The sequence below is a fragment of the Acidovorax sp. 69 genome, assembly GCF_002797445.1.
Lineage (GTDB): Bacteria > Pseudomonadota > Gammaproteobacteria > Burkholderiales > Burkholderiaceae_C > Acidovorax.
Window position 1 is genome coordinate 4,751,380 of sequence record NZ_PGEP01000001.1, and the last position, 19,525, is coordinate 4,770,904.

20 protein-coding genes are annotated in these 19,525 nt (G+C 64.3%); 7 read left to right on the forward strand and 13 right to left on the reverse strand.

The genetic code is table 11. From position 1 onward, the window contains the following. The first annotated feature begins 32 nt into the window (after nt 1-32). Nucleotides 33-920: a DMT family transporter gene (locus CLU85_RS21885; RefSeq protein WP_100412696.1), complete on the forward strand. Its 888-nt coding sequence runs from the start codon at nt 33-35 to the stop codon at nt 918-920. 130 nt (nt 921-1,050) lie between these two features. Here the strand turns inward: CLU85_RS21885 and CLU85_RS23485 are convergent, their stop codons facing one another. The 5 genes from CLU85_RS23485 to CLU85_RS21910 all read right to left on the reverse strand — a co-directional run bounded on the left by CLU85_RS23485 (nt 1,051) and on the right by CLU85_RS21910 (nt 6,949). After that, nucleotides 1,051-2,130 carry a hypothetical protein gene (locus tag CLU85_RS23485; RefSeq protein ID WP_232727899.1) on the reverse strand — a complete coding sequence of 360 codons (1,080 nt, stop codon included), beginning with the start codon at nt 2,128-2,130 and terminating at the stop codon, nt 1,051-1,053. A gap of 145 nt (nt 2,131-2,275) precedes the next feature. Then, nucleotides 2,276-4,216, reverse strand: a complete 1,941-nt coding sequence (gene mrdA / locus CLU85_RS21895; protein ID WP_100412698.1) for a penicillin-binding protein 2 — start codon at nt 4,214-4,216, stop codon at nt 2,276-2,278. 85 nt (nt 4,217-4,301) lie between these two features. After that, on the reverse strand, nt 4,302-4,820 hold the full coding sequence (gene mreD / locus CLU85_RS21900) for a rod shape-determining protein MreD (RefSeq protein WP_100412118.1): 519 nt from the start codon (nt 4,818-4,820) through the stop codon (nt 4,302-4,304). A 31-nt stretch (nt 4,821-4,851) separates the two neighbouring features. Further along, nucleotides 4,852-5,775 carry a rod shape-determining protein MreC gene (gene mreC, locus CLU85_RS21905; protein WP_100412119.1) on the reverse strand — a complete coding sequence of 308 codons (924 nt, stop codon included), beginning with the start codon at nt 5,773-5,775 and terminating at the stop codon, nt 4,852-4,854. 130 nt (nt 5,776-5,905) lie between these two features. Continuing rightward, nucleotides 5,906-6,949, reverse strand: coding sequence for a rod shape-determining protein (locus CLU85_RS21910; protein ID WP_005798130.1), 1,044 nt, complete (start codon nt 6,947-6,949; stop codon nt 5,906-5,908). A gap of 217 nt (nt 6,950-7,166) precedes the next feature. Here CLU85_RS21910 and gatC point away from each other — a divergent pair, with 217 nt between their 5' ends. Genes gatC through gatB form a run of 3 tightly spaced genes read left to right on the forward strand, consistent with a single transcriptional unit; the run spans nt 7,167 to nt 10,459 of the window. Next, nucleotides 7,167-7,466 carry an Asp-tRNA(Asn)/Glu-tRNA(Gln) amidotransferase subunit GatC gene (gene gatC, locus CLU85_RS21915; protein WP_100412120.1) on the forward strand — a complete coding sequence of 100 codons (300 nt, stop codon included), beginning with the start codon at nt 7,167-7,169 and terminating at the stop codon, nt 7,464-7,466. 7 nt (nt 7,467-7,473) lie between these two features. After that, nucleotides 7,474-8,979, forward strand: a complete 1,506-nt coding sequence (gene gatA / locus CLU85_RS21920; RefSeq protein ID WP_100412121.1) for an Asp-tRNA(Asn)/Glu-tRNA(Gln) amidotransferase subunit GatA — start codon at nt 7,474-7,476, stop codon at nt 8,977-8,979. A gap of 1 nt (nt 8,980) precedes the next feature. Beyond that, complete coding sequence (gatB, locus tag CLU85_RS21925; protein ID WP_100412122.1) at nt 8,981-10,459, forward strand: Asp-tRNA(Asn)/Glu-tRNA(Gln) amidotransferase subunit GatB; 1,479 nt, start codon at nt 8,981-8,983, stop codon at nt 10,457-10,459. Between the two features lie 91 nt (nt 10,460-10,550). Here gatB and CLU85_RS21930 read toward each other — a convergent pair whose 3' ends face one another. After that, a complete protein-coding gene (locus tag CLU85_RS21930; protein ID WP_100412123.1) occupies nt 10,551-11,246 on the reverse strand; it encodes a DUF4124 domain-containing protein in 696 nt (231 codons plus the stop codon). 5 nt (nt 11,247-11,251) lie between these two features. Then, a complete protein-coding gene (gene pyrE, locus CLU85_RS21935) occupies nt 11,252-11,950 on the reverse strand; it encodes an orotate phosphoribosyltransferase (protein WP_100412124.1) in 699 nt (232 codons plus the stop codon). 10 nt (nt 11,951-11,960) lie between these two features. Here pyrE and CLU85_RS21940 point away from each other — a divergent pair, with 10 nt between their 5' ends. Both CLU85_RS21940 and CLU85_RS21945 read left to right on the forward strand, forming a co-directional pair. Beyond that, nucleotides 11,961-12,764: an exodeoxyribonuclease III gene (locus CLU85_RS21940; protein ID WP_100412699.1), complete on the forward strand. Its 804-nt coding sequence runs from the start codon at nt 11,961-11,963 to the stop codon at nt 12,762-12,764. Nucleotides 12,765-12,852: 88 nt separating this feature from the next. Continuing rightward, nucleotides 12,853-14,694, forward strand: a complete 1,842-nt coding sequence (locus CLU85_RS21945; protein WP_100412125.1) for a GspE/PulE family protein — start codon at nt 12,853-12,855, stop codon at nt 14,692-14,694. Between the two features lie 143 nt (nt 14,695-14,837). Here CLU85_RS21945 and CLU85_RS21950 read toward each other — a convergent pair whose 3' ends face one another. Genes CLU85_RS21950 through gstA form a run of 3 tightly spaced genes read right to left on the reverse strand, consistent with a single transcriptional unit; the run spans nt 14,838 to nt 16,084 of the window. Further along, complete coding sequence (locus tag CLU85_RS21950) at nt 14,838-15,215, reverse strand: nuclear transport factor 2 family protein (RefSeq protein WP_100412126.1); 378 nt, start codon at nt 15,213-15,215, stop codon at nt 14,838-14,840. After that, on the reverse strand, nt 15,212-15,439 hold the full coding sequence (locus CLU85_RS21955) for a 4-oxalocrotonate tautomerase family protein (protein ID WP_100412127.1): 228 nt from the start codon (nt 15,437-15,439) through the stop codon (nt 15,212-15,214). Before CLU85_RS21955 ends, CLU85_RS21950 begins: the two co-directional genes overlap by 4 nt. Nucleotides 15,440-15,475: 36 nt before the next feature. Beyond that, on the reverse strand, nt 15,476-16,084 hold the full coding sequence (gene gstA / locus CLU85_RS21960) for a glutathione transferase GstA (protein WP_100412128.1): 609 nt from the start codon (nt 16,082-16,084) through the stop codon (nt 15,476-15,478). Between the two features lie 106 nt (nt 16,085-16,190). Here gstA and CLU85_RS21965 point away from each other — a divergent pair, with 106 nt between their 5' ends. Then, nucleotides 16,191-17,108: a LysR family transcriptional regulator gene (locus CLU85_RS21965; protein WP_100412129.1), complete on the forward strand. Its 918-nt coding sequence runs from the start codon at nt 16,191-16,193 to the stop codon at nt 17,106-17,108. Nucleotides 17,109-17,139: 31 nt separating this feature from the next. Here CLU85_RS21965 and CLU85_RS21970 read toward each other — a convergent pair whose 3' ends face one another. From CLU85_RS21970 to CLU85_RS21980, 3 genes are read right to left on the reverse strand one after another with little or no spacing between them, the layout of a single operon-like run. Beyond that, a complete protein-coding gene (locus CLU85_RS21970; protein ID WP_100412130.1) occupies nt 17,140-17,541 on the reverse strand; it encodes a response regulator in 402 nt (133 codons plus the stop codon). Continuing rightward, on the reverse strand, nt 17,538-18,035 hold the full coding sequence (locus CLU85_RS21975) for a GAF domain-containing protein (RefSeq protein ID WP_100412131.1): 498 nt from the start codon (nt 18,033-18,035) through the stop codon (nt 17,538-17,540). Before CLU85_RS21975 ends, CLU85_RS21970 begins: the two co-directional genes overlap by 4 nt. A 39-nt stretch (nt 18,036-18,074) precedes the next feature. Next, nucleotides 18,075-19,523, reverse strand: coding sequence for a chemotaxis protein CheW (locus tag CLU85_RS21980; RefSeq protein WP_100412132.1), 1,449 nt, complete (start codon nt 19,521-19,523; stop codon nt 18,075-18,077). Nucleotides 19,524-19,525: the final 2 nt, after the last annotated feature.

Below are 19,525 nucleotides of genomic sequence, written 5' to 3' on the forward strand. Positions count from 1 at the left end.
GCCCTTTTTTCCTTTTTGTCTCCGTCTCTTTCATGCGCTCAGAACGTTTTGGCCTCATGGCCCTGCTGGTGGTCACGGTGGTGTGGGGCACCACCTTCCCCGCCATGAAGCTGCTGTCCACCCAGCTCGATGCGCTGCAGATCATCTGGCTGCGTTTTGCGATTGCGCTCGTGGTGCTGCTGCCCCTGTGGCGCGGCATGCACCGCCAAGAGCGGCGCTGGGGCTGTGCGCTGGGGCTGCTGCTGTTTCTGGCGTTCTGGCTGCAGATCGAAGGGCTGGCGCGTACCAGCAGCAACCGCAATGCCTTTGTCACGGGCCTCAACGTGCTGGTGGTGCCGCTGATTGCCATGCTGGCCCTGGGCCGCCGCTATGGCTGGCAGCTGTGGGCGGCGTGCGCCATGGCGTTTGCGGGCATGGCATTGATGTTCCATGAAAACGAGCCCTGGAACCTGGGCGATACGCTCACCCTGACCAGCACGGTGTTCTATGCGCTGTACATCCTGGCACTGGAAGAGTGTGCACGCCGCACCAGCGCGGCCCCGCTGCGCGCCACGCGCATGGCGGCCGCGCAGGCCCTGGTGATGTGCGGCGCCGCCACCGTGCTGCTGTGGGGACGCGATGGCCACATGGACTGGTTGCCTGCCCTCATCCGGCTGGACCACACTGCCCAGCTGGCCCTGCTGTATCTGGGCCTGCTGGCCAGCGTGGTGGTGGTCACGCTGCAGGCCTGGGGCCAGCAGCGGGTGGACGCCATGCGCAGCGCCATCGTCTTCGGTCTGGAGCCCGTGTTTGCCGCATTGACGGCCTGGGTCCTGCTGGGCGAAAGCCTGGGCTGGGCAGGCAGTGGCGGCGCGGCGCTGATCGTCGCGGCGCTGGTGGTGAGCCAGCTGCCGCCCGCCCGCAAGGTGCAAGCAGCCTGAAAAGGCCCCAACGCCAAAAACACAGTGAAAATAGGCTGCAGCGCTTGATTCATAAGCGTCAAAAGCTATCAAAACAGGAGCATCTCCCAGCACTCTACGCTGTGGGGCCTCTCCGCGCGCGGGGGTAGCCCTACACCTGCGTGACCAACCCCACCATCTTCACCACCTCCAGATCACGCCCCTTGACCGAGGCCAGTTCGGCACGCAGGCGGTCATTGTTCCAGCGCTCATCCGGTGCACCGCTGAGGTACCAGTTGGAGCCGTTGTCAGCCAACAGCATTCCATAGGTTTTGAGCGCCGTCAGGATGGCCTGGGCCTCGGGGCTGAAAGTGGCGGGAATGGCGTAGCTCGCTTTCAACCGCACCCGCATGCCCATAGGCGGCAGGTTGGCGTCGGTGCTGGAGGATGCGTAGTGCGTGGCCGGCGGCACAAACGCCCGGCGCGTTCGCGCCGCCGTGAAGCGCAGGGCGTGGCAGATGCCGCCCGCGCCATTCACCGCTTCGTCATACCGCACCAGTCCGGGAAAGATGGGCAGCCCGGCGGCATCGGCGCTGGTCCAACCGCTCTTCGCGGTCGGCCGCACGTTGTTGCTGTCGAGGTGAAACACCGCACCGACATCGGCCTGCCAGTGATCCCCGCTCACAAAGGCACGCCCGAGTTCATACAGCCGTTGGTTGTCCCGATCGATCACCAGCACATGCCGGTCGCCATCCTGCCCCGGCGCCCCTTCAACGGACGTGTCCAGCGGAATCGGGAGCGGGCCGGGGTCGCTTTCGTCCTGATACGCCCGGTAGTCGATCGCCACCTTGGCCTGTGCGCTTGAAACCACGCGGTACGGAATACCCATGGGCGAACCTTCCCACAGGCCGGCGCCGAAGTCGCGGTACAGGCCCGTGTCGGCACCGATGCCGGCGATCAGACGCTCGGAGTTGGGGTCCACTTCGGCAGCGCTGATGTCGGCGTTCCAGGGGTTATCTGCGGGGAACGGGATGGCGCCGTTGAGCGCAGCACCGGCGCCCAGACTGGCGCGCTCGAGGTTGCCGTAGACCACCCCACCGCCGGGTGGCTGCAGTGGGAGCGAAGGCGTTGACGGCGCGGCAGGGCCGACGGGGCTTGAAGGACTGGCAGGCGTATCGCCGCCCCCTCCGCCACAGGCGGTGAGCCACAAGACAGGAAGGGCCCCGAGGGCCCGGCGGCGTTGGCGTTGCATGTCTTCTCCGGTGCGTGGCGATCTGGCTCGGTAGGCCCCTGCGGGGGGCGGGCGGATTCTGCCGCAGAAGAAGCGAACGACCTGTTAGGAGATGTTCACGGCCCCCAAGGGGCCAGGGGCAGGTTCTCAGAACCTGCTGGCGTTCTCAAGGCAACGGCAATGCCACGTCGGCCGCCCGGCGCGGCTTGCCCATGGGGGCCGCCGCCTGCCCCTTCTGTACCGCCGCAATGTCTTCCTCGCTGGGGTACTCCCCCAGCAGCCAGTAGTCAAACACCCGCCGTGCAATGGGCGCGGCATGTGCGGCGCCAAAGCCCGAGTTTTCGACAATCACCGCCAGCGCTATCGTGGGTTCTTCAGCGGGCGCAAAAGCCGCAAAGAGGGAATGGTCGCGCTGGTGCTCCTCCAGCGCTTTCGCGTTGTACTTCACGTTCTGGCCCATTGTCACGGCCTGGGCCGTCCCCGTTTTTCCCGCCGAGGTGTAGGGAGCCCCCATGAACACGCGTGTGCCCGTCCCGCCCTTGTTCACGGCCACAAGGGCGTTGCGTACCAGTTCCACATGCTTGGGCTGAAAGCCCAGGTTCAGACCGGGAGGCTGGATGATTTCAGTCACCACCCCCGTCACTGCATTCTTCACCGCTTTGGCCATGTGGGGCCGGTAGCGCGTGCCTCCGTTGGCCAGCGTGGCCTCCGCCAGCGCCAGTTGCAGCATGGTGAAGTTGTTGTAGCCCTGGCCAATGCCCAAGGACACGGTCTCGCCGGGGAACCAACGTTTCATGTCAGCGCGTTTGTAGGTGTTGCGCTTCCACTCCGTGCTGGGCAAGGTCCCGCGTACCTCGCCATTGAGGTCGATGCCTGTGGACTGCCCAAAGCCCAGCGGCTTCATGAAGTCATGGATGGCGTCCACACCCATGTCCACGGCCAGCGAGTAGAAGTAGGTGTTGCTGGAGAACTGGATCGCGCGGTGCATGTCCACGCCACCCAACCCACCCTCGTGGCTTCGGAAGGTGTGCCCGCCAAAGGTGTAGAAGCCCGGGTCGTTGACCACCATGCTGGGCGATCGCTTGCCCAATTGCAGCGCACCGAGCGCCATGAAGGGCTTGTAGGTCGAGCCCGGCGGATAAGTGCCACGCAACGCACGGTTGAGCAGGGGCTTGTCGATAGATTCGTTCAGTGCCGCCCAATTCTCGACATCGATGCCCTCCACAAACAGGTTGGGGTCAAACGTCGGCTTGCTCACCAGTGCCAGGATTTCGCCATTGCGCGGGTCGATGGCCACCAGCGCACCGCGGCGGCTGCCGTACAGCTCTTCAATGAGCTTTTGCAGCTTGATGTCGATCGACAGCATGACGCTGTCGCCCGGCGTGGCCGCATGGCTCGACAGCTTGCGCACGGCACGGCCACCTGCCGAGGTCTCCATTTGCTCAACCCCGGTGCCACCGTGCAAGGCAGACTCAAAACTCTGCTCGATCCCCAGTTTGCCGATGTATTCAGTGCCGCGGTAGTTGGCCTCGTCTTCCGAATCCTGGATGCGCGCCTTCTCGTTCTGGTTGATGCGGCCGATGTACCCGATGGCGTGGCTCGCCACATCCCCCAGCGGGTAGTTGCGGAACAGGCGCGCCTTGATGTCCACACCCGGGAAGCGATAGCGCTGCGCCGTAAAACGCGCCACTTCCTGGTCGGTCAGGCGGGTGCGGATGGGCAAGGATTCGAAATTGCGCGACTCTTCCATGAGGCGCTTGAAGCGGCGGCGGTCACGGGCCTGGATATCGACCACCTTCGACAGCTCGTCGATGGTTTCGTCGAGCACCCCGGCCCGCGAGGGCGTGATCTCCAGCGTGTAGGCCGAGTAATTCGTGGCCAGCACCACCCCGTTGCGGTCCAGGATGAGCCCCCGGTTGGGAACAATGGGTACCACGGCAGTGCGGTTGCTCTCCGCTTGCGCTGCGAGGTCTTCGTGGCGCACCACCTGCAAGAACACCAACCGGGCCACCACCAGGCAGAACGCAGCCAACACCAACAGGCCCACTACGACGGCGCGGACACGAAAGCGCGAAGCGTCGGCCTCGCTGCTGCGCAGCTCTGTCACAGCCGCCACCCCGCAGAGGCGCAAAGCCCGCCGGACTCAGCGCACACCAGAGAAGATGGCCAGAAAAAACGGACGCAAGGCATGGTCACAAGGGTCGGTTCTGATCGCTGTCGGGCGGACGGCGCTGGGGCGCCAGCAGCACCCAGCTGGCCATGGGCCAAAGGAGCGCTTCCAGCAAGGGCGCCAAGAAGCTCCACAGCCCCGGGAATATGCCCCCGGAAACCATGCGCAGCAACAGCTCGACGGCGTGGGCCACTGCAAACAAGGGAAACACCTGCAGCGCCTGCGAGGGGACACTGAACCACAACAACCGGCGGTGAATGGCGATGGCCCCAAAGGACAACACGGTGTAAGACAAGGCATGTTGCCCCAACAGGGCCGATTGGCTCACGTCCATGCACAGCCCCAGCACGAAGGCGGCCCCCATGCCGATGCGCAGTGGCTGGTGCACACCCCAAAAGACGAGCAACACCATGAGCAGGTCGGGCATCCAGACGACGCGGCCCAGCGGCAGCATGTTGATGGCCAGGCCCGCCACCAGACTGGCCCAGATAAACACCGGATTCACCGGCATCAGCAGGGGCTCACCACGCGGCATGATCATGGCGGACCTCCTTTCACAGGGGCGGACTGGGTCACTTGCGGCCTCCCCGTTTGGTTGCGGGCGTCGGATGCACCGGTTCGGGACGCGGCAGTTCGTTGTCGGCCAACGGCTTGAGGACCACCACATGGCGTGCGCCCTGCACCTGGGCCAGCGGTACGCAGTAAATGCGCGCAAAGGCAGAGTCGGCCCGGCGTTCCACGCGCACCACCCGCGCCACGGGCAAGCCCGGCGGGTACAGGCCATCCACGCCGCTGGTGGTCAGCAAGTCGTCTTCGCGGATGTCGGCGTTGGCAGGCATGAAACGCAACTCCATGCCTCCTCCGTGCCCTGCCACAGGATCGCCATACGCCACACCGCGTACACCGGTGCGGATGTTCAGGACAGGAATGGCTTGATCACGGTCTACCAGCAGGGTGACTTCACTCACCAGAGGGAATACACGCGTCACCTGACCCAACACACCCACTTCGTCCATGACGGGAGAGCCCAACTCTACGCCGCCCACTTGCCCCCGGTCCAGTACCACACGGCGCGTGTACGGATCTGCGGTGTCGTAAATCACCTCGGCAGGCTGGGCAGGCGTTTCAAGCCGGTCACGCAGCGCCAGCAATTTGCGCAACCGCCCGTTTTCCAGGGCCAGTTGCTCCGCCTGGTTGGCGCGCTGGCCCATCAAGGTCATCTTCTTGCGCGCAGCATCAAGGTCTTCCTGTGCCGCTTTCAACGACTGGAAATAGCCAGAGCCGTGGCTCGCAAACTCCACGGGCTTGAGCATCAGCCATTGAACCGGGTACAACACCGTCGACACTGCCTGGCGAAAAGGCCCGGTGAGCTGGAATCGCGCATCGGCCACCATCAGAAACAAGGCCAGCGCACTGAACACAGCCAAACGCGACAGGGCCGAAGGGCCCTGTTTGAAGAAAGGGGGAGCGCTGCGCTCCAGGGTACCGAGTGGCATGGTGCGCAGCGGTCAGAATCTGCCGCGCGGAGGGGGCTCCGCAGGCGTGTGCTCAAGAAGAAGCATTGGAGCGGGGGCAGTCATGCAGTTCAGAGCGAAAAAAGTGCCTGCAGGATACAGGCAAGGGAAGTTATTCGCTCGTGAAAATGCTGCCCAGGCGGTCCATGCGCTCCAGCGCAATACCGCAGCCGCGCACCACACAGGTCAGCGGGTCTTCGGCCACCAGCACGGGCAGACCGGTTTCCTCGGCCAGCAAACGATCCAGGTCGCGCAGCAGCGCGCCGCCACCGGTCAGCATCATGCCGCGGTCGGCAATGTCAGCGCCCAGTTCGGGAGGGGTCTGCTCCAGGGCGTTCTTGACCGCCGAGACGATCTGGTTGAGCGGATCGGTCAGCGCCTCCAGCACTTCGTTGCTGGAGATGGTGAAGCTGCGTGGCACGCCCTCGCTCAGGTTGCGGCCCTTGACCTCCATCTCGCGCACTTCGGAGCCGGGAAAGGCCGAGCCGATGTTCTTCTTGATGGCTTCTGCCGTGGGCTCGCCGATCAACATGCCGTAGTTGCGGCGGATGTAGCTGATGATGGCTTCGTCGAACTTGTCGCCGCCGACGCGCACACTGCCCTTGTAGACCATGCCGCCCAGCGAGATCACGCCCACTTCGGTGGTACCGCCGCCAATGTCGACGACCATGGAGCCACTGGCTTCCGAGACGGGCAGGCCTGCGCCAATGCCCGCGGCCATGGGTTCTTCGATCAGATAGACGGCGGTCGCGCCAGCAGCCTCGGCCGCATCCTTGATGGCGCGGCGCTCGACCTGGGTGGAGCCACAGGGAACACAGATGATGATGCGCGGACTGGGGGTGAACAGCGTGCGCGGGTGCACCATCTTGATGAACTGCTTGATCATCTGCTCGGTGATCACGAAGTCAGCAATGACGCCATCCTTCATGGGCCGGATGGCTTCGATGTTGCCTGGGACCTTGCCCAGCATGGCCTTGGCTTCGCGGCCTACGGCCTGGATAACTTTCTTGCCATGCGGACCGCCTTCGTGGCGGATAGCGACGACAGAGGGCTCATCAAGCACAATGCCTTTGTCGCGGGCGAAGATAAGGGTGTTGGCTGTGCCAAGGTCAATGGCCAGGTCGGTGGAGAAATACCGACGGAAAGCTCCGAACATTCAAAAATCCTCTCAGGCACGGCATGCACGTCGGCCTGCCATCGCCGGGTGTGTCAGGGAGTGGGTGGGGGTCAAATATCGCTTTTTTCGCACAAAAACCGGCCGTTAGGAGGGTATTGCGGCAAAGCCGGGATAATACCCCATCCCCTGTGAATAACTCCCTCCGGCGCGGCCCGGATCACAGCTTTACGTCTGGTTTCTTTAGATTCTCCTCCCTATGGCACTGACCCCCCAGGACATCGGCCGCATTGCCAATTTGGCGCGGCTTGAGCTGACCCCCTCCGAAAGTGAGCGCATGCTCACCCAGATCAATGGTTTCTTTGACATCGTGGAACAGATGCGGGCTGTGGATACCTCGGGCGTCACGCCCCTGGCGCACCCCGTGGCCGCCATTCAGGATGTCACACTCCGCCTGCGCGAGGACGTGGCCAGCGAGCCCAACCAGCGCGAAGCCAACCAGCAAAGTGCCCCCGCCGTAGAACGCGGCCTGTTCCTCGTCCCCAAAGTGATCGAGTGAGGACCGCATGAGCACTACAACGACCAACAAAGCCCTGCACGACCTGGGCGTTGCCGAGCTGGCAGTCGGCCTGCGCGACAAACAATTTTCTGCCGTCGAAGCCGCCCAGCATTTCCTGGCCCGCGCCAAAGCGCACCAGAACCTGGGCGCCTACGTCGCGCTGAACGAAGACATCACCCTGGCCCAGGCCAAGGCCGCTGATGCGCGCATTGCCGCAGGCACGGCGGGCGCACTGCAAGGTGTGCCGATTGCCCACAAGGACATCTTCGTCACGCGCGATTTCCCCAGCACTGCCGGTTCCAAAATGCTGGCGGGCTACCAATCACCCTTTGACGCCACCGTGGTGAGCAAGCTGGCGGACGCGGGTGCTGTGACGCTGGGCAAGCTCAACTGCGATGAGTTTGCGATGGGTTCGTCCAACGAAAACTCGGCCGTGGCCCCCGTGGGCTTTGACGCCCCGGCCCCCGTGCGCAACCCATGGGACACCCACCGCATCCCCGGCGGCTCATCAGGCGGCAGCGCCGTGGCCGTGGCAGCGCGCCTGGCCCCAGCAGTGACCGGCACCGACACGGGCGGCTCCATCCGCCAGCCCGCATCGTTCTGCGGCATCACCGGCATCAAGCCCACCTATGGCCGCGCGAGCCGCTACGGCATGATCGCGTTCGCGTCCAGCCTCGACCAGGCGGGCCCGATGGCACGCAGCGCCGAAGACTGCGCACTGCTGCTGTCCGCCATGTGCGGCCCGGACCCGGACCGCGACTCCACCTCGCTCGACGAGCCTGCAGAAAATTTCAGCGCCCAGCTGAACAACAGCATGGAAGGCCTGCGCATCGGCATCCCCGCCGAGTTCTTTGGCGAAGGCCTCGCGCCCGATGTGCGCGCCGCCGTGGATGCCGCATTGAAGGAATACGAAAAGCTCGGCGCCAAGCTGGTGCCCATCAGCCTGCCGCGCACCGAGTTGTCCATCCCGGTGTACTACATCATTGCACCGGCAGAAGCATCGTCCAACCTCTCCCGCTTTGACGGCGTGAAGTTCGGCCACCGCGCCAAGGACTACACCGATCTGGTGGACATGTACAAAAAGACCCGCGCCGAAGGTTTTGGCGACGAGGTCAAGCGCCGCATCATGATCGGCGCCTATGTGCTGAGCCATGGCTACTACGACGCCTACTACCTGCAAGCGCAGAAGATCCGCCGCATGATCGCCGACGACTTCCAGAACGCCTTCAAGAGCTGCGACGTCATCGCCGGCCCCGTGGCCCCCACGGTGGCCTGGAAACTGGGCGACCACGGTAACGACCCACTGGCCGACTACCTGGCCGACATCTTCACGCTGCCGGCATCACTGGCAGGTCTGCCGGGCATGAGCGTGCCTGCCGGTTTCGGCGAAGGTGGAATGCCCGTGGGCTTGCAACTCATCGGCAACTATTTCCAGGAAGCCCGCCTTCTGAACGCTGCGCACCGCCTGCAGCAAGCCACCGATTTCCACCTCCGCCGTCCGGAGGGCTTCTGACATGACTGCCAAACTGATCCATGGTTATGAGGTCGTCATCGGCTTCGAGACCCACACCCAGCTCGCCACGCAGAGCAAAATTTTCAGCCGCGCCCCTACGGCCTTTGGCGCTGACCCCAACACGCAGGCCTGCGCGGTGGACCTGGCCTTGCCGGGCACGCTGCCCGTGATGAACCGCGAAGCGGTCGCCTGCGCTATCAAATTAGGACTGGCCCTGGGCTCCCACATTGCGCCAGTGAGCATTTTTGCCCGTAAGAATTACTTTTACCCCGATCTGCCCAAGGGCTACCAGATCAGCCAGTTTGAAATCCCGGTCGTGCAAGGCGGCGAGGTCGAGTTCTTTCTCGGAGACGAGAAGAAGACCGTGCGCCTGGTGCGCGCCCACCTCGAAGAAGATGCCGGCAAATCGCTGCACGAAGACTTCATCGGCCAATCGGGCATCGACCTGAACCGCGCAGGCACGCCCCTGCTGGAGATCGTGACCGAGCCCGACATGCGCTCGTCCGATGAAGCGGTGGCCTATGCCAAGGAACTGCACAAGATCGTCACCTGGATCGGCATCTGCGACGGCAATATGCAAGAGGGCAGCTTCCGCTGCGACGCCAACGTGTCCGTGCGCAAGCCCGGCGGCCCACTGGGCACGCGCCGCGAGATCAAGAACCTGAACTCGTTCAAGTTCATGCAGCAGGCCATCGACTACGAAATTCGCTGGCAGATCGAGCAAATCGAGGACGGCCACGCCATCCAGCAGGCCACCGTGCTGTTCGACCCGGACACGGGCGAAACGCGCGCGATGCGGACCAAGGAAGATGCGGCGGATTACCGCTACTTCCCTGATCCGGATCTGCCTCCGCTACACATTTCAGAGCACTGGGTGCAGGAACAACGTGCGCTCATGGCTGAATTGCCCCGCACCATGGCCGCACGTTTTGTGGCGGACTACGGCCTGCCCGAATACGACGCCACCACGCTCACACAGAGCAAGGCGATGGCGGCCTATTTCGAGGCAGCAGCCAAGGCCTGCGGTCAGCCCAAGCTGGCCAGCAACTGGATCATGGGCGAGGTATCGAAATGGTTGAATGCTGTCGAAGACTATTCGTTTGAAAAGTTCACCGAATTCGTCCCAGCGAAGAATCTCGCTGCGTTGATATCTCGAATCGCTGACAGCACAATTTCTAACTCCGCAGGTAAAACAGTTTTTGTCGAACTGACCCACGCGCCGGGAACAATGTTTGATACAGCGCTTGCCTACGTGGACTCCATCATCGAATCCAAGGGCCTCAAGCAGATGAACGACTCCGGCGCGCTGGAGAAAATCATCGACGAGGTCATCGCCGCCAATGCCGACAACGTAGCGCAGTTCCGCGCGGGCAAAGACAAGGCCTTCAACGCGCTGGTGGGCCAGATCATGAAGGCCAGCAAGGGCAAGGCAAATCCTCAGCAAGTGAACGATCTGCTGCGCGCCAAGCTCGCTGGCTGACACCGCTTCTTGGCAAGAAGCCACAGAAACGAAAAAGGGGCCGTGAGGCCCCTTTTCTTTTTCCTTGGCCGCTTCAAGCAGCGACAGAAACTCAGCGTGCGCCTGAAGAGGCCGCTTCGCTGGCGGGAGCAATGGTTGATACAGGCTGGCGCTGAGCGTCCCACAGCTTGCGCAATTGGGCCAACTCGGTATCAAAGCGCTGGTGTACGCGCCGCTTTTCCTGGTCCTGGCCCGCGATAAAGCGTTGCTGCTCGGCAATGCTGTCTTCGTTTTCGGCGATTTTCCGGCGCAACACCATGGGTGCCTTGCTCGGGTCCCGCTTGTAGAACTCCATCTCCACGTCGAAGGCCTTTTGCTGCTGCCTGAGTTCAACAATGCGCTTTTCTGCGGTGGCCGTCACATCGTCGACCAATTGAATGGCCACAGCACGCTCGGCATCGTGGGTCGCCTTGTCGGGATAGCGGGCGGTCAGCACGCGTTCACGGCGGCGCTCCTCTATCTCACGGCTGCGCGCCTCGGCCTCTTTGCGGCGTTGCGCATCCTGGGCCGCGCGCTCTTGCTCAGTCAGCGACGGGCCAATCTGCCGACGCACGATGCCCGAAGGCCCGAGTTCACGCTGCTCGCGGTCCAGACATTCCTGGATGGGGCGATCAGCGGTCAACCGGCGCCCATTGCGGTCCACACAGGTATAGATGCCACCGCCTGACCCTTGCGGTTGCGCCCACGCAAACTCGGCGCCGAGGGTGGCTAACAGAACCCCGCCCATGATCCACGCCGATTTGCTCAAATCATCTACCTCTCGTTGACTCCATAACGCTGGCGGTAGGCCAGCACTTTTTCGTGGTGGGAACGCATCCCCTCTTCCCCATTTTGCTCAAGGTAGAGCAATAAGTCTGCCAGACGCGCAATGGCACACACCTGCATGCCCAATTGATGGCGCACATACTGCACAGCGCTGTGGTCCACGTCTTGACCATTCTCTGTGGCTTTTTCCTGCCGGTCCAGCGCAATCGCCACCGCATGGGGCGTGGCACCCGCGGCGCGGATGATGGCGATGGACTCGCGGGCGGCGGTGCCAGCCGACATCACGTCATCCACGATCAGCACCCGGCCCTTGAGCGGGGCCCCCACCAGCGTGCCGCCCTCGCCGTGGTCCTTGGCCTCCTTGCGGTTGTAGGCAAAAGGCACGTTGCGCCCCTGCCGCGCCAGCTCCACCGCCACGGTAGCGGCCAGAGGGATACCCTTGTAGGCGGGGCCAAAGACCATGTCGAATTCAATGCCGCTGGCCAACAAGGCTTTTGCATAGAATTCCGCCAGCCGGCCCATCTTGAGGCCGTCGTCGAACAGCCCCGCATTGAAGAAATAAGGGCTCAGGCGTCCGGCCTTGGTCTTGAATTCACCAAAACGCAGCACGCCCGACTCGACGGCAAAACGGACAAAATCCTGCGCCAGCTGGCCCTGTTCAGAGGTTTGCGCGCCAACATCCACCATGGGGAAATCCTTGTTCAAGTTAACCAGCCTCAATCTCAATGGCATCCGCTCGGCCACAAGCAAAGGCGTGGAAAGCTGGATGGCAGCCACGCGGCCGGATTGTATTTGTGTGCAGGAAGTGAAGGCGCAGGCGCCCGACATAGCCGACCGCTTTGAACGGCTTGCCGACCTGCAGGGCCATTTCCACTTTGCCCAGAAAAAGGGCTATTCAGGCGTAGGGATCTATACCCGGCACGAGCCCTCAGACATAGTGATTGGCTATGGATCCGAAGAATTCGATGCAGAAGGCCGCTGCGTAGAGTTGCGCTTTGACACCCCCGCCCGCAAGCTGTCCATCATCAGCGCCTACTTTCCCAGCGGCTCCTCGGGCGAAGAGCGCCAGTTGGCCAAGTTCCGCTTCCTGGCCGAGTTTCACCCCCATCTCATGCGCCTGAAAGCCGGGCGCGAATTCATCCTGTGCGGTGACATCAACATTGCGCACCAGCAAATAGATCTTAAAAACTGGCGCAGCAACCAGAAGAACAGTGGCTTTTTGCCCGAAGAACGCGCCTGGATGACAAAGTTGTTGCACACAACTGATGAAGGCGGCGGCATCATAGACGTTTACCGTCAGTTACAACCTGCCGCAACCGACACCGCCTACACCTGGTGGAGCAACCGCGGACAGGCCTATGCCAACAACGTGGGTTGGCGGCTGGACTACCACCTGGCCACGCCCGCGCTCGCGGCATTGGCGCGCACTGAATCCATTTACAAGGGCGAGAAATTCTCAGACCACGCACCGATCACGGTGGACTACGAATTCCGTCTATGACACAGCCAGCCTGACCACCGATGACTGACGCCGCCGCCTCTGCCCCGCCCCCCCCGCCCACAGTTTTCGCCCCCCGAACGCTGATGCTTTGTGGAACCAGATATCCACCCCTCACCCCACGGTAGGCAAGGCACGCCACCTGGGCGAGGCCCTGGTGCATGCAGGCCTGCTGGCCATGCCAGCACTTGTCGAGGGTTTGCAGGCACAGCAACTGGAGCGCAACGGCGGGGTCCAGCGGCCCATCGGCCAGATTCTGGTGGACAGGGGCGCGCTGACGCAGGAACAGCTCAGGGGCGTCATTGCCACCTGGCTGGGTGAGTACACCGTACACCCCGGCGACATCACGCCAGAGGCGTCGGCCCTCGCACTCATCCCACGTGCAGTGGCCGAGCGCGAATCGGTCTTGCCCCTGATTGCCCGCGAAGACGCTCTGGTGGTGCTCATGGCAGACCCCTGGGACCGCGTGCTGATTGACGAAATGCGCTTTCTGACCCAGCGGCGCCTGATCCCGTTGAAGGCGGCGCCGGGAACGTTGATGCCAGCCATTCACAAGGCCTATCGCACGCATCCCTCCGACCCTGGCGGGGCCACGCCGGGCGTGCGGGCCACCTCACAGGAGCTGGCCACCAACCTGAACAACGTTGCGCCCGATGCCGATGCCGAGCAGGCCGACGTGATCAGCGAATCGGACAACACCCTCGTGCGGCTCATCAATTCGGTGATCGACGAGGCGATCAGCCACCGCGCGTCCGACATCCACATCGAGACGGAACCCGCCCCCCACAACGTTCGCATCCGGCTGCGCATCGACGGCGACCTCATGCCCTACCTGGAACTGCCTGCGCGCTACCGCTTCGCGATGGTCGCTCGCATCAAGATCATGGCGAGCATGGACATCTCGGAGCACCGCAAGCCCCAGGACGGAAAGATCGACTTCGCCCGCTTCGGCGGCCCACCGGTCGAACTGCGCGTGGTGACCGTGCCCACCTCACGCGGCCTGGAAGACGTGGTGCTGCGCCTGCTGGCGGGCGCCAAACCCCTGCCGCTGGAGAACATCGGCCTGAGCCAGCCCAACCTTGTGGCCCTGCGCGCCGTGGTGCAGAAGAGCTACGGCCTGGTGCTGGTGTGCGGCCCCACAGGCTGCGGCAAGACGACCACGCTGCACTCGGTGGTGCGCGACATCAACACCGCAGGCCGCAAGATCTGGACGGCCGAAGACCCCATCGAGATCACCCAGGAGGGCCTGCGCCAAGTGCAGGTGAACCCCCGCATCGGCTGGACTTTTGCCGCTGCCATGCGCACCTTTTTGCGCGCCGACCCCGACGTCATCATGATCGGCGAGATGCGTGACGAAGAGACCGCGCGCATCGCCATCGAGGCCTCACTCACCGGCCACCTGGTGCTGTCCACGCTGCACACCAACTCGGCGCCCGAGAGCATTGCGCGGCTGCTTGAAATTGGCCTGGACCCGTTCAACTTCTCGGATTCGCTGCTCGCCATCCTGGCCCAGCGGCTGGTGCGTCGCCTCTGCGTGGCCTGCCGCGAGCCGCGTCTGGCCGACCACGACACGCTGCTGGGCCTGGCATCGCAGTACCTGGACAGCGGCACCAACAACTCCCCCGAGGCCCGCGAGGCACAGGTGGCGCGCTGGCGCCAGCAGCACGGCGGCGAACAGGGCGAGCTGCACCTGTGGCGCCATGTGGGCTGCACGAAGTGCGAGGGCCACGGCTACCACGGCCGGCTCGGCATCCACGAGCTGATGATGAGCGACGAGACCATCCGCCAGCACATCCGCCATCGGGCCCCGGCCTCCGACATCCGTCACTCGGCACTGGCTGCGGGCATGCTCACACTGCGCCAGGACGGTATCGAGAAAGTGCTGCAGGGGCTGACCGACATGTCGGAAGTGGTCGCGGCGACCAACCTGTGAGACGAGCATACCGCCGGTGATGTCTGCCGTCGATTTTTGGCCAAATTGGGCTCTAGCGCTTATATGACAAGCGCTAGCAGCTATCAATAAGTGAGTTCTTCCGAGAACAGGAACTCGCCCACCGGCTTGCGCGCACCGTCGTCTCAGCGATCCAGCTCGTAGTGAAACACCTTGGCGATGATCTGCCAGCGCCCGTCCACCCAAATCAGCGTGAGCAGGTCGGTGAAGTGCTTGGGCAGGATGGCGCACTCCACCTTGGCCAGGGCCGTCACCGGCCCGGCAAACTCGATCGACAGGATGCGCTCCTGCACCGTCTCGCCCCGGCTGGCGGGTGAGGGACGCTGGTCCACGATGGGGAAATATTCCTCCATGCGCAGGATCACCGCAGGCTCGGCCGTGGCGCAGGCATAGACCGCCTGCGGATGGAACACGCGGCGCAGGCGCTGTGTATCGCTGTGGCACAGGCCGTCGAAATACTCCTGCAGCACGGCGGCGACTGCGTCAAAGCGCGGGTCACTCATGGCGCGCTCCCTTCGGTGGCCGCCCGGGCGCGCTGGCGCCGCACGGTCACCGCCTCACCGGCCACGCCCCAGTTGTCGGTGTCAACCTCGTCGATCACGACAAAGGTGGTGGCAGGCTCCTTGTTCAGCACGCGCACCAGCAAGTCAGTGGCGCCCTCGATGAGCGCGGCCTTTTGTGCACTGCTGACACCTTCACGGGTCACTTTGATGTTGATATAGGGCATGGCGTGTTCCTTGTCGATGGATGAACAAACGGCGTCTCAGCCCAGCAAGCCTTCGGCCCGCATCGCGGCCTGCACGGCGGGGCGCGCGGCCACGCGGCGCAGGAACGCCTGCAAATGGGCCAGGTCGCTGATGTCCAGCTTCACGAACTTGGCCCAGCCCAGCACCACAAAAAGGTAGGCATCGGCCGCCGTGAAGTGCTCGCCCGTCAGGTAGGGGCCGTGCTGCAGCTGCGCGTCCAGCCAGTCCATCTTCTTGCGCAGCAGGGCGGCCAGCGTGGCTTTGGCGTTGTCGTCCAGCCCGGCGTGGAACAGGGGCGTGAAGGACTTGTGCAGCTCGGTGCTGACGTAGTTCTGCCACTCCATCACGCGGTAGCGCGCCAGCGTACCGGCTGCGGGCATGAGCTGCGTGGCCTGGGCCTGGTCGGCGATGTACTGCGCAATGACCGGGCCTTCGGTGAGGCGGGAGCCGTCTGCCAGCTCCAGCACGGGCACCTGGCCTTTGGGGTTGATGGCATAAAAATCGCGCCCGTCTGCCGTGCGGTGGCGCTCGGTATCGACCTTCTCCAGGTCGAAAGTGAGGCCACATGCGCGCAGCAGGATGTGGGGCGACAGGGAGCAGGCGGCGGGGGAAAAGTACAGCTTCATGGGGTTGCCTTTGGGGCGTGGTGGAGAGGTGAAGCGATGGTATTAGCGATGCCAAAAGCAATAAACTAGGCGCCATGCAATTCAGTCATTACATGGAGTAATAAACATGGCGCGCCAATTTGACGACCTGAAGCTGGGCAGCATTGAGCTGTTCTGCCTGACCGCACAGTGCCAAAGCTTCACGGCCGCCGCCCAGGCAGCCGGGCTGACAGCAGCGGCAGTGAGCCGATCGGTGGCGCGCATGGAGGCGCGCCTGGGTGTGCGCCTGTTCCAGCGCACCACGCGCCAGGTGCGGCTGACCGACGCGGGCAAGCGCTACTACGAGCAATGCCGCCAGGCGCTGGGGCAGCTGGCCGAGGCAGAGCGCGAGCTGTCGGGCCAGCAGCAAAGCCCGGCGGGCCTCGTCCGCTTCAGCCTGCCCACCTCCTACGGGCACTGCCGCATCCTGCCCCTGCTGCCCGCATTTGCGCAGACCTACCCCGACGTGGAACTGGAGCTGCAGCTGAGCAACCGCAACGTGGACTTCACCGAAGAAGGCTTTGACCTGGCTGTGCGCGGCCGAGCCCCCATCGACTCGGGGCTGGTGGCGCGCAAGCTGGAGGACGCCGCCCTGGTGGTGGTGGCCGCCCCGGCGTATCTGGCGCGCTGCGGCACGCCGCTCGGCACGGCCGACCTGGCGGCGCACGAGTGCATCCAGTTCGTGCTGCCCAGCAGCGGCCAGGCGGTGCCATGGATGCTGCGCGACGCCGCCGGGCGCGATGTGGATGTGCCCACCCAAGGCCACCTGCGCTGCGCCGATGACATCCTGGGCCCTGTGACCCTGGCACGCGCAGGCGCGGGGCTGCTGCAAACCTACCGGTTCATTGTGGAGGCCGACCTGCACAGCGGCGCCTTGCAGGAGGTGCTGCCCGCACAGGCGGGTGCCTCCCGCCCGTTTTCGCTGCTGTACCCCGCCAACCGGCACATGCCGCTGCGCGTGCGCGTGTTGGTGGATTTCATCTTGCAGCAGATCGTCGCGCGCTGAAGCCTCCGCGACCGGGCCGCCACAGGCCGGTTCAGGAAGCGGGTGAGACCTGCTCTTGCACGCCCACAATGGCGTCGAGCAGTTCACTGATGCGCACCGGCTTGCCCAGCACGCAGGCCACCCCCAAGTCCTGCAGGCGTTCGGTGGCCAGGGATTTGCCGTCGTCGGCCGCCAGCACCACCACCCGCACATCGCTCGGCGTGGCAAACCGCCCCTGCCGGAGATCGCTGAGCAGCTCCATGGCCTGCGGCCCCTCCTGGAGATCCAGCACCATTCCCTCATAGGCATCGGCTGCCAGCAGCGCGCGGGCACGGCCCACGCTGCTGGCTTCATGGAAATCCACCATGCCCAGATCGCGGGCCACCATGACCATGGTGCGCCGCAGCACGAACTGGGGCTCAATCAGCAAGATCCGGGGCAGCAACGCGGTCATTCCTCACCCTCTTGTCCTGCCAGGGTCTCGTTCGCGAGGCGGCGCAGCGCGTCCAGAATCGAACGCTCCACCGGCCCCAGGGTGCGCGGCACGGTGTCAACCACGCACAGCGTGCCAATGTGTTGCCCGCCCGGGGCACTGAGCGGCGCCCCGGCATAAAACCGGATATGGGGGTCCCCGGTCACCAGCGGGTTGTCGGAAAACCGGGGGTCGCTGCTGGCATCCTCGACCACAAACAGCTCATTCTTCAGGATGGCGTGCCCACAGAAAGAGATTTCACGTGGGGTTTCTGTGGCTTCCAGGCCCACACGCGACTTGAACCACTGGCGCTGCCCGTCCACCAGCGTGAGCAGGGCAATGGGCGTATCCAGCTGCTCGGCCGCAAAGCGCGCGAGGCGGTCAAAGCGCTCCTCGGGCGGTGTATCGAGCAGCAGCAGGTCGCGCAGGGCGGCGAGGCGCTCGCCCTCATCAGCAGGAATGGGTGCAGGGGTCATGGTGAATCTTGGGGTGAGGGTAGTTTGTGTTTTTGCGGCTCAGCCCAGCAAATAGGCCATCTGGGCCAGGTCGACCACCACCAGATTGGCGTGGTCGTCCACCGCGCCTTTGGCATTGATCAGCCCAAGCTCCCCCATGGCCCCCATGCGCATACCGCTGAGCCGCGCGCTGTGCGCGGGCAGCCAGTCGCACAGGCTGCGGATCGCGATACCGATCGGCGCGGAAGTGCTCCCGGGTGCTTGGACAAGCACCGCCAGGAGCGGGTCGGACGGGGCCGCCGACCGGGCAATGGCGGGCAGGTTGACGACACGGATCGTCTGGTCGCGCCACGCCAGGATGGCCCGCAGCCCCTGACGAAGGTCGTCCTGTGCCTGGCGGGGGATCTCCACCACACCCACAATGCCCTCGACCGGAGTGGCATAGCGCTGGTCGGCATCGAAGACCAGATAAGGCAAAGGCTCCGTGGCATCCGAAGGCAAGGTGCCGCTGCGCGGCCCCGATACGGCGGGGTCGATGCGGCTGATCGATGCACCGGGGGTCAGGCCGAAAAGTTTGTCTACATCCAGAATCTGCAACTTTCCCAGATCGGGCCTCAGGATCACACCGGCCAGCAAGGCATCTTCGGGTGTGCGGGCCACGGCGTCAGGTGCCAAATCGACAAACTGCTCACACGCCGAAACCGTCAGCCCAAGCACAAGCGGCCCCTGGCCCAGCAACACCATCCATGGTGCAGTTTGGCGATCATTGGCCTGACGGCCTTCGCTGATGTCCACCAGTGGCAGCTTGCGCCCCCGCCACTGGCCGATGGCCCAGGTGCGGTCGTTGCGCCCCAGGGCCAGCTCTGTCGCAGGCAGGGGCACCACCTGCTGCACGGCGGCCACAGGCACCGCCCATCGCTCCCGCCCGATCAGGAACACCGCGAACCGCTGCGTACCGCAGCCCGGCTTTTGGGCAGCCGGTGCCACCACGTCCGCAGACACTGGGGGGGCCAACTCTGCCGCCGAGCACCAGGCCTGGGCCAGCCTCATCAGCCGTGCCACTTCCAGAAGGCACAACGTCGGGGCCGCCGCAGAGGCGGGGACCACCGACTCGAACAGCTCGCTGTCGTCCGGTGCGTGGTGCACCCTTCGGACGCCTCCCGCAGCCACTGCCTTCACACCCAGCACGGCGTCCACCCGCACGCCCACCAGGGCGTCTGCATGCTGCAGCACCAGCAACCTCGGCGCCCCGGTGTCTTCGTCACCCTCTGTCGGCAGGGGCAACCAGCGCTCCAGCGCCACGATGGGCACGGCTGCACCGGCCACATCGGCAACACCCAGCAAGGCGCCACTGCGGCGCGGCAGCGCCGTCAGGCCCTGCGGCGGCAGCGGCACGGCCTGACGAACCTGTTCAATGGGAATGGCGATGTCGCAACCACCCACACGCACATGCACATGCGGCACCACCGCAGGGCTGAGGGTGGCCGGGGGCGGGTTCACGTCGTGCATCG

Excerpts from the sequence above, each read along its gene's own strand:
- CLU85_RS21885 (WP_100412696.1), top strand. The coding sequence starts at position 33 with ATGCGCTCAGAACGTTTTGGCCTCATGGCCCTGCTGGTGGTCACGGTG.
- CLU85_RS23485 (WP_232727899.1), bottom strand. The coding sequence starts at position 2,130 with ATGCAACGCCAACGCCGCCGGGCCCTCGGGGCCCTTCCTGTCTTGTGG.
- mreD (WP_100412118.1), bottom strand. The coding sequence starts at position 4,820 with ATGATCATGCCGCGTGGTGAGCCCCTGCTGATGCCGGTGAATCCGGTG.
- mreC (WP_100412119.1), bottom strand. The coding sequence starts at position 5,775 with ATGCCACTCGGTACCCTGGAGCGCAGCGCTCCCCCTTTCTTCAAACAG.
- CLU85_RS21910 (WP_005798130.1), bottom strand. The coding sequence starts at position 6,949 with ATGTTCGGAGCTTTCCGTCGGTATTTCTCCACCGACCTGGCCATTGAC.
- gatC (WP_100412120.1), top strand. The coding sequence starts at position 7,167 with ATGGCACTGACCCCCCAGGACATCGGCCGCATTGCCAATTTGGCGCGG.
- gatA (WP_100412121.1), top strand. The coding sequence starts at position 7,474 with ATGAGCACTACAACGACCAACAAAGCCCTGCACGACCTGGGCGTTGCC.
- gatB (WP_100412122.1), top strand. The coding sequence starts at position 8,981 with ATGACTGCCAAACTGATCCATGGTTATGAGGTCGTCATCGGCTTCGAG.
- pyrE (WP_100412124.1), bottom strand. The coding sequence starts at position 11,950 with ATGGTGGATGTTGGCGCGCAAACCTCTGAACAGGGCCAGCTGGCGCAG.
- CLU85_RS21950 (WP_100412126.1), bottom strand. The coding sequence starts at position 15,215 with ATGAGTGACCCGCGCTTTGACGCAGTCGCCGCCGTGCTGCAGGAGTAT.
- CLU85_RS21955 (WP_100412127.1), bottom strand. The coding sequence starts at position 15,439 with ATGCCCTATATCAACATCAAAGTGACCCGTGAAGGTGTCAGCAGTGCA.
- gstA (WP_100412128.1), bottom strand. The coding sequence starts at position 16,084 with ATGAAGCTGTACTTTTCCCCCGCCGCCTGCTCCCTGTCGCCCCACATC.
- CLU85_RS21965 (WP_100412129.1), top strand. The coding sequence starts at position 16,191 with ATGGCGCGCCAATTTGACGACCTGAAGCTGGGCAGCATTGAGCTGTTC.
- CLU85_RS21970 (WP_100412130.1), bottom strand. The coding sequence starts at position 17,541 with ATGACCGCGTTGCTGCCCCGGATCTTGCTGATTGAGCCCCAGTTCGTG.
- CLU85_RS21975 (WP_100412131.1), bottom strand. The coding sequence starts at position 18,035 with ATGACCCCTGCACCCATTCCTGCTGATGAGGGCGAGCGCCTCGCCGCC.
- CLU85_RS21980 (WP_100412132.1), bottom strand. The coding sequence starts at position 19,523 with ATGCACGACGTGAACCCGCCCCCGGCCACCCTCAGCCCTGCGGTGGTG.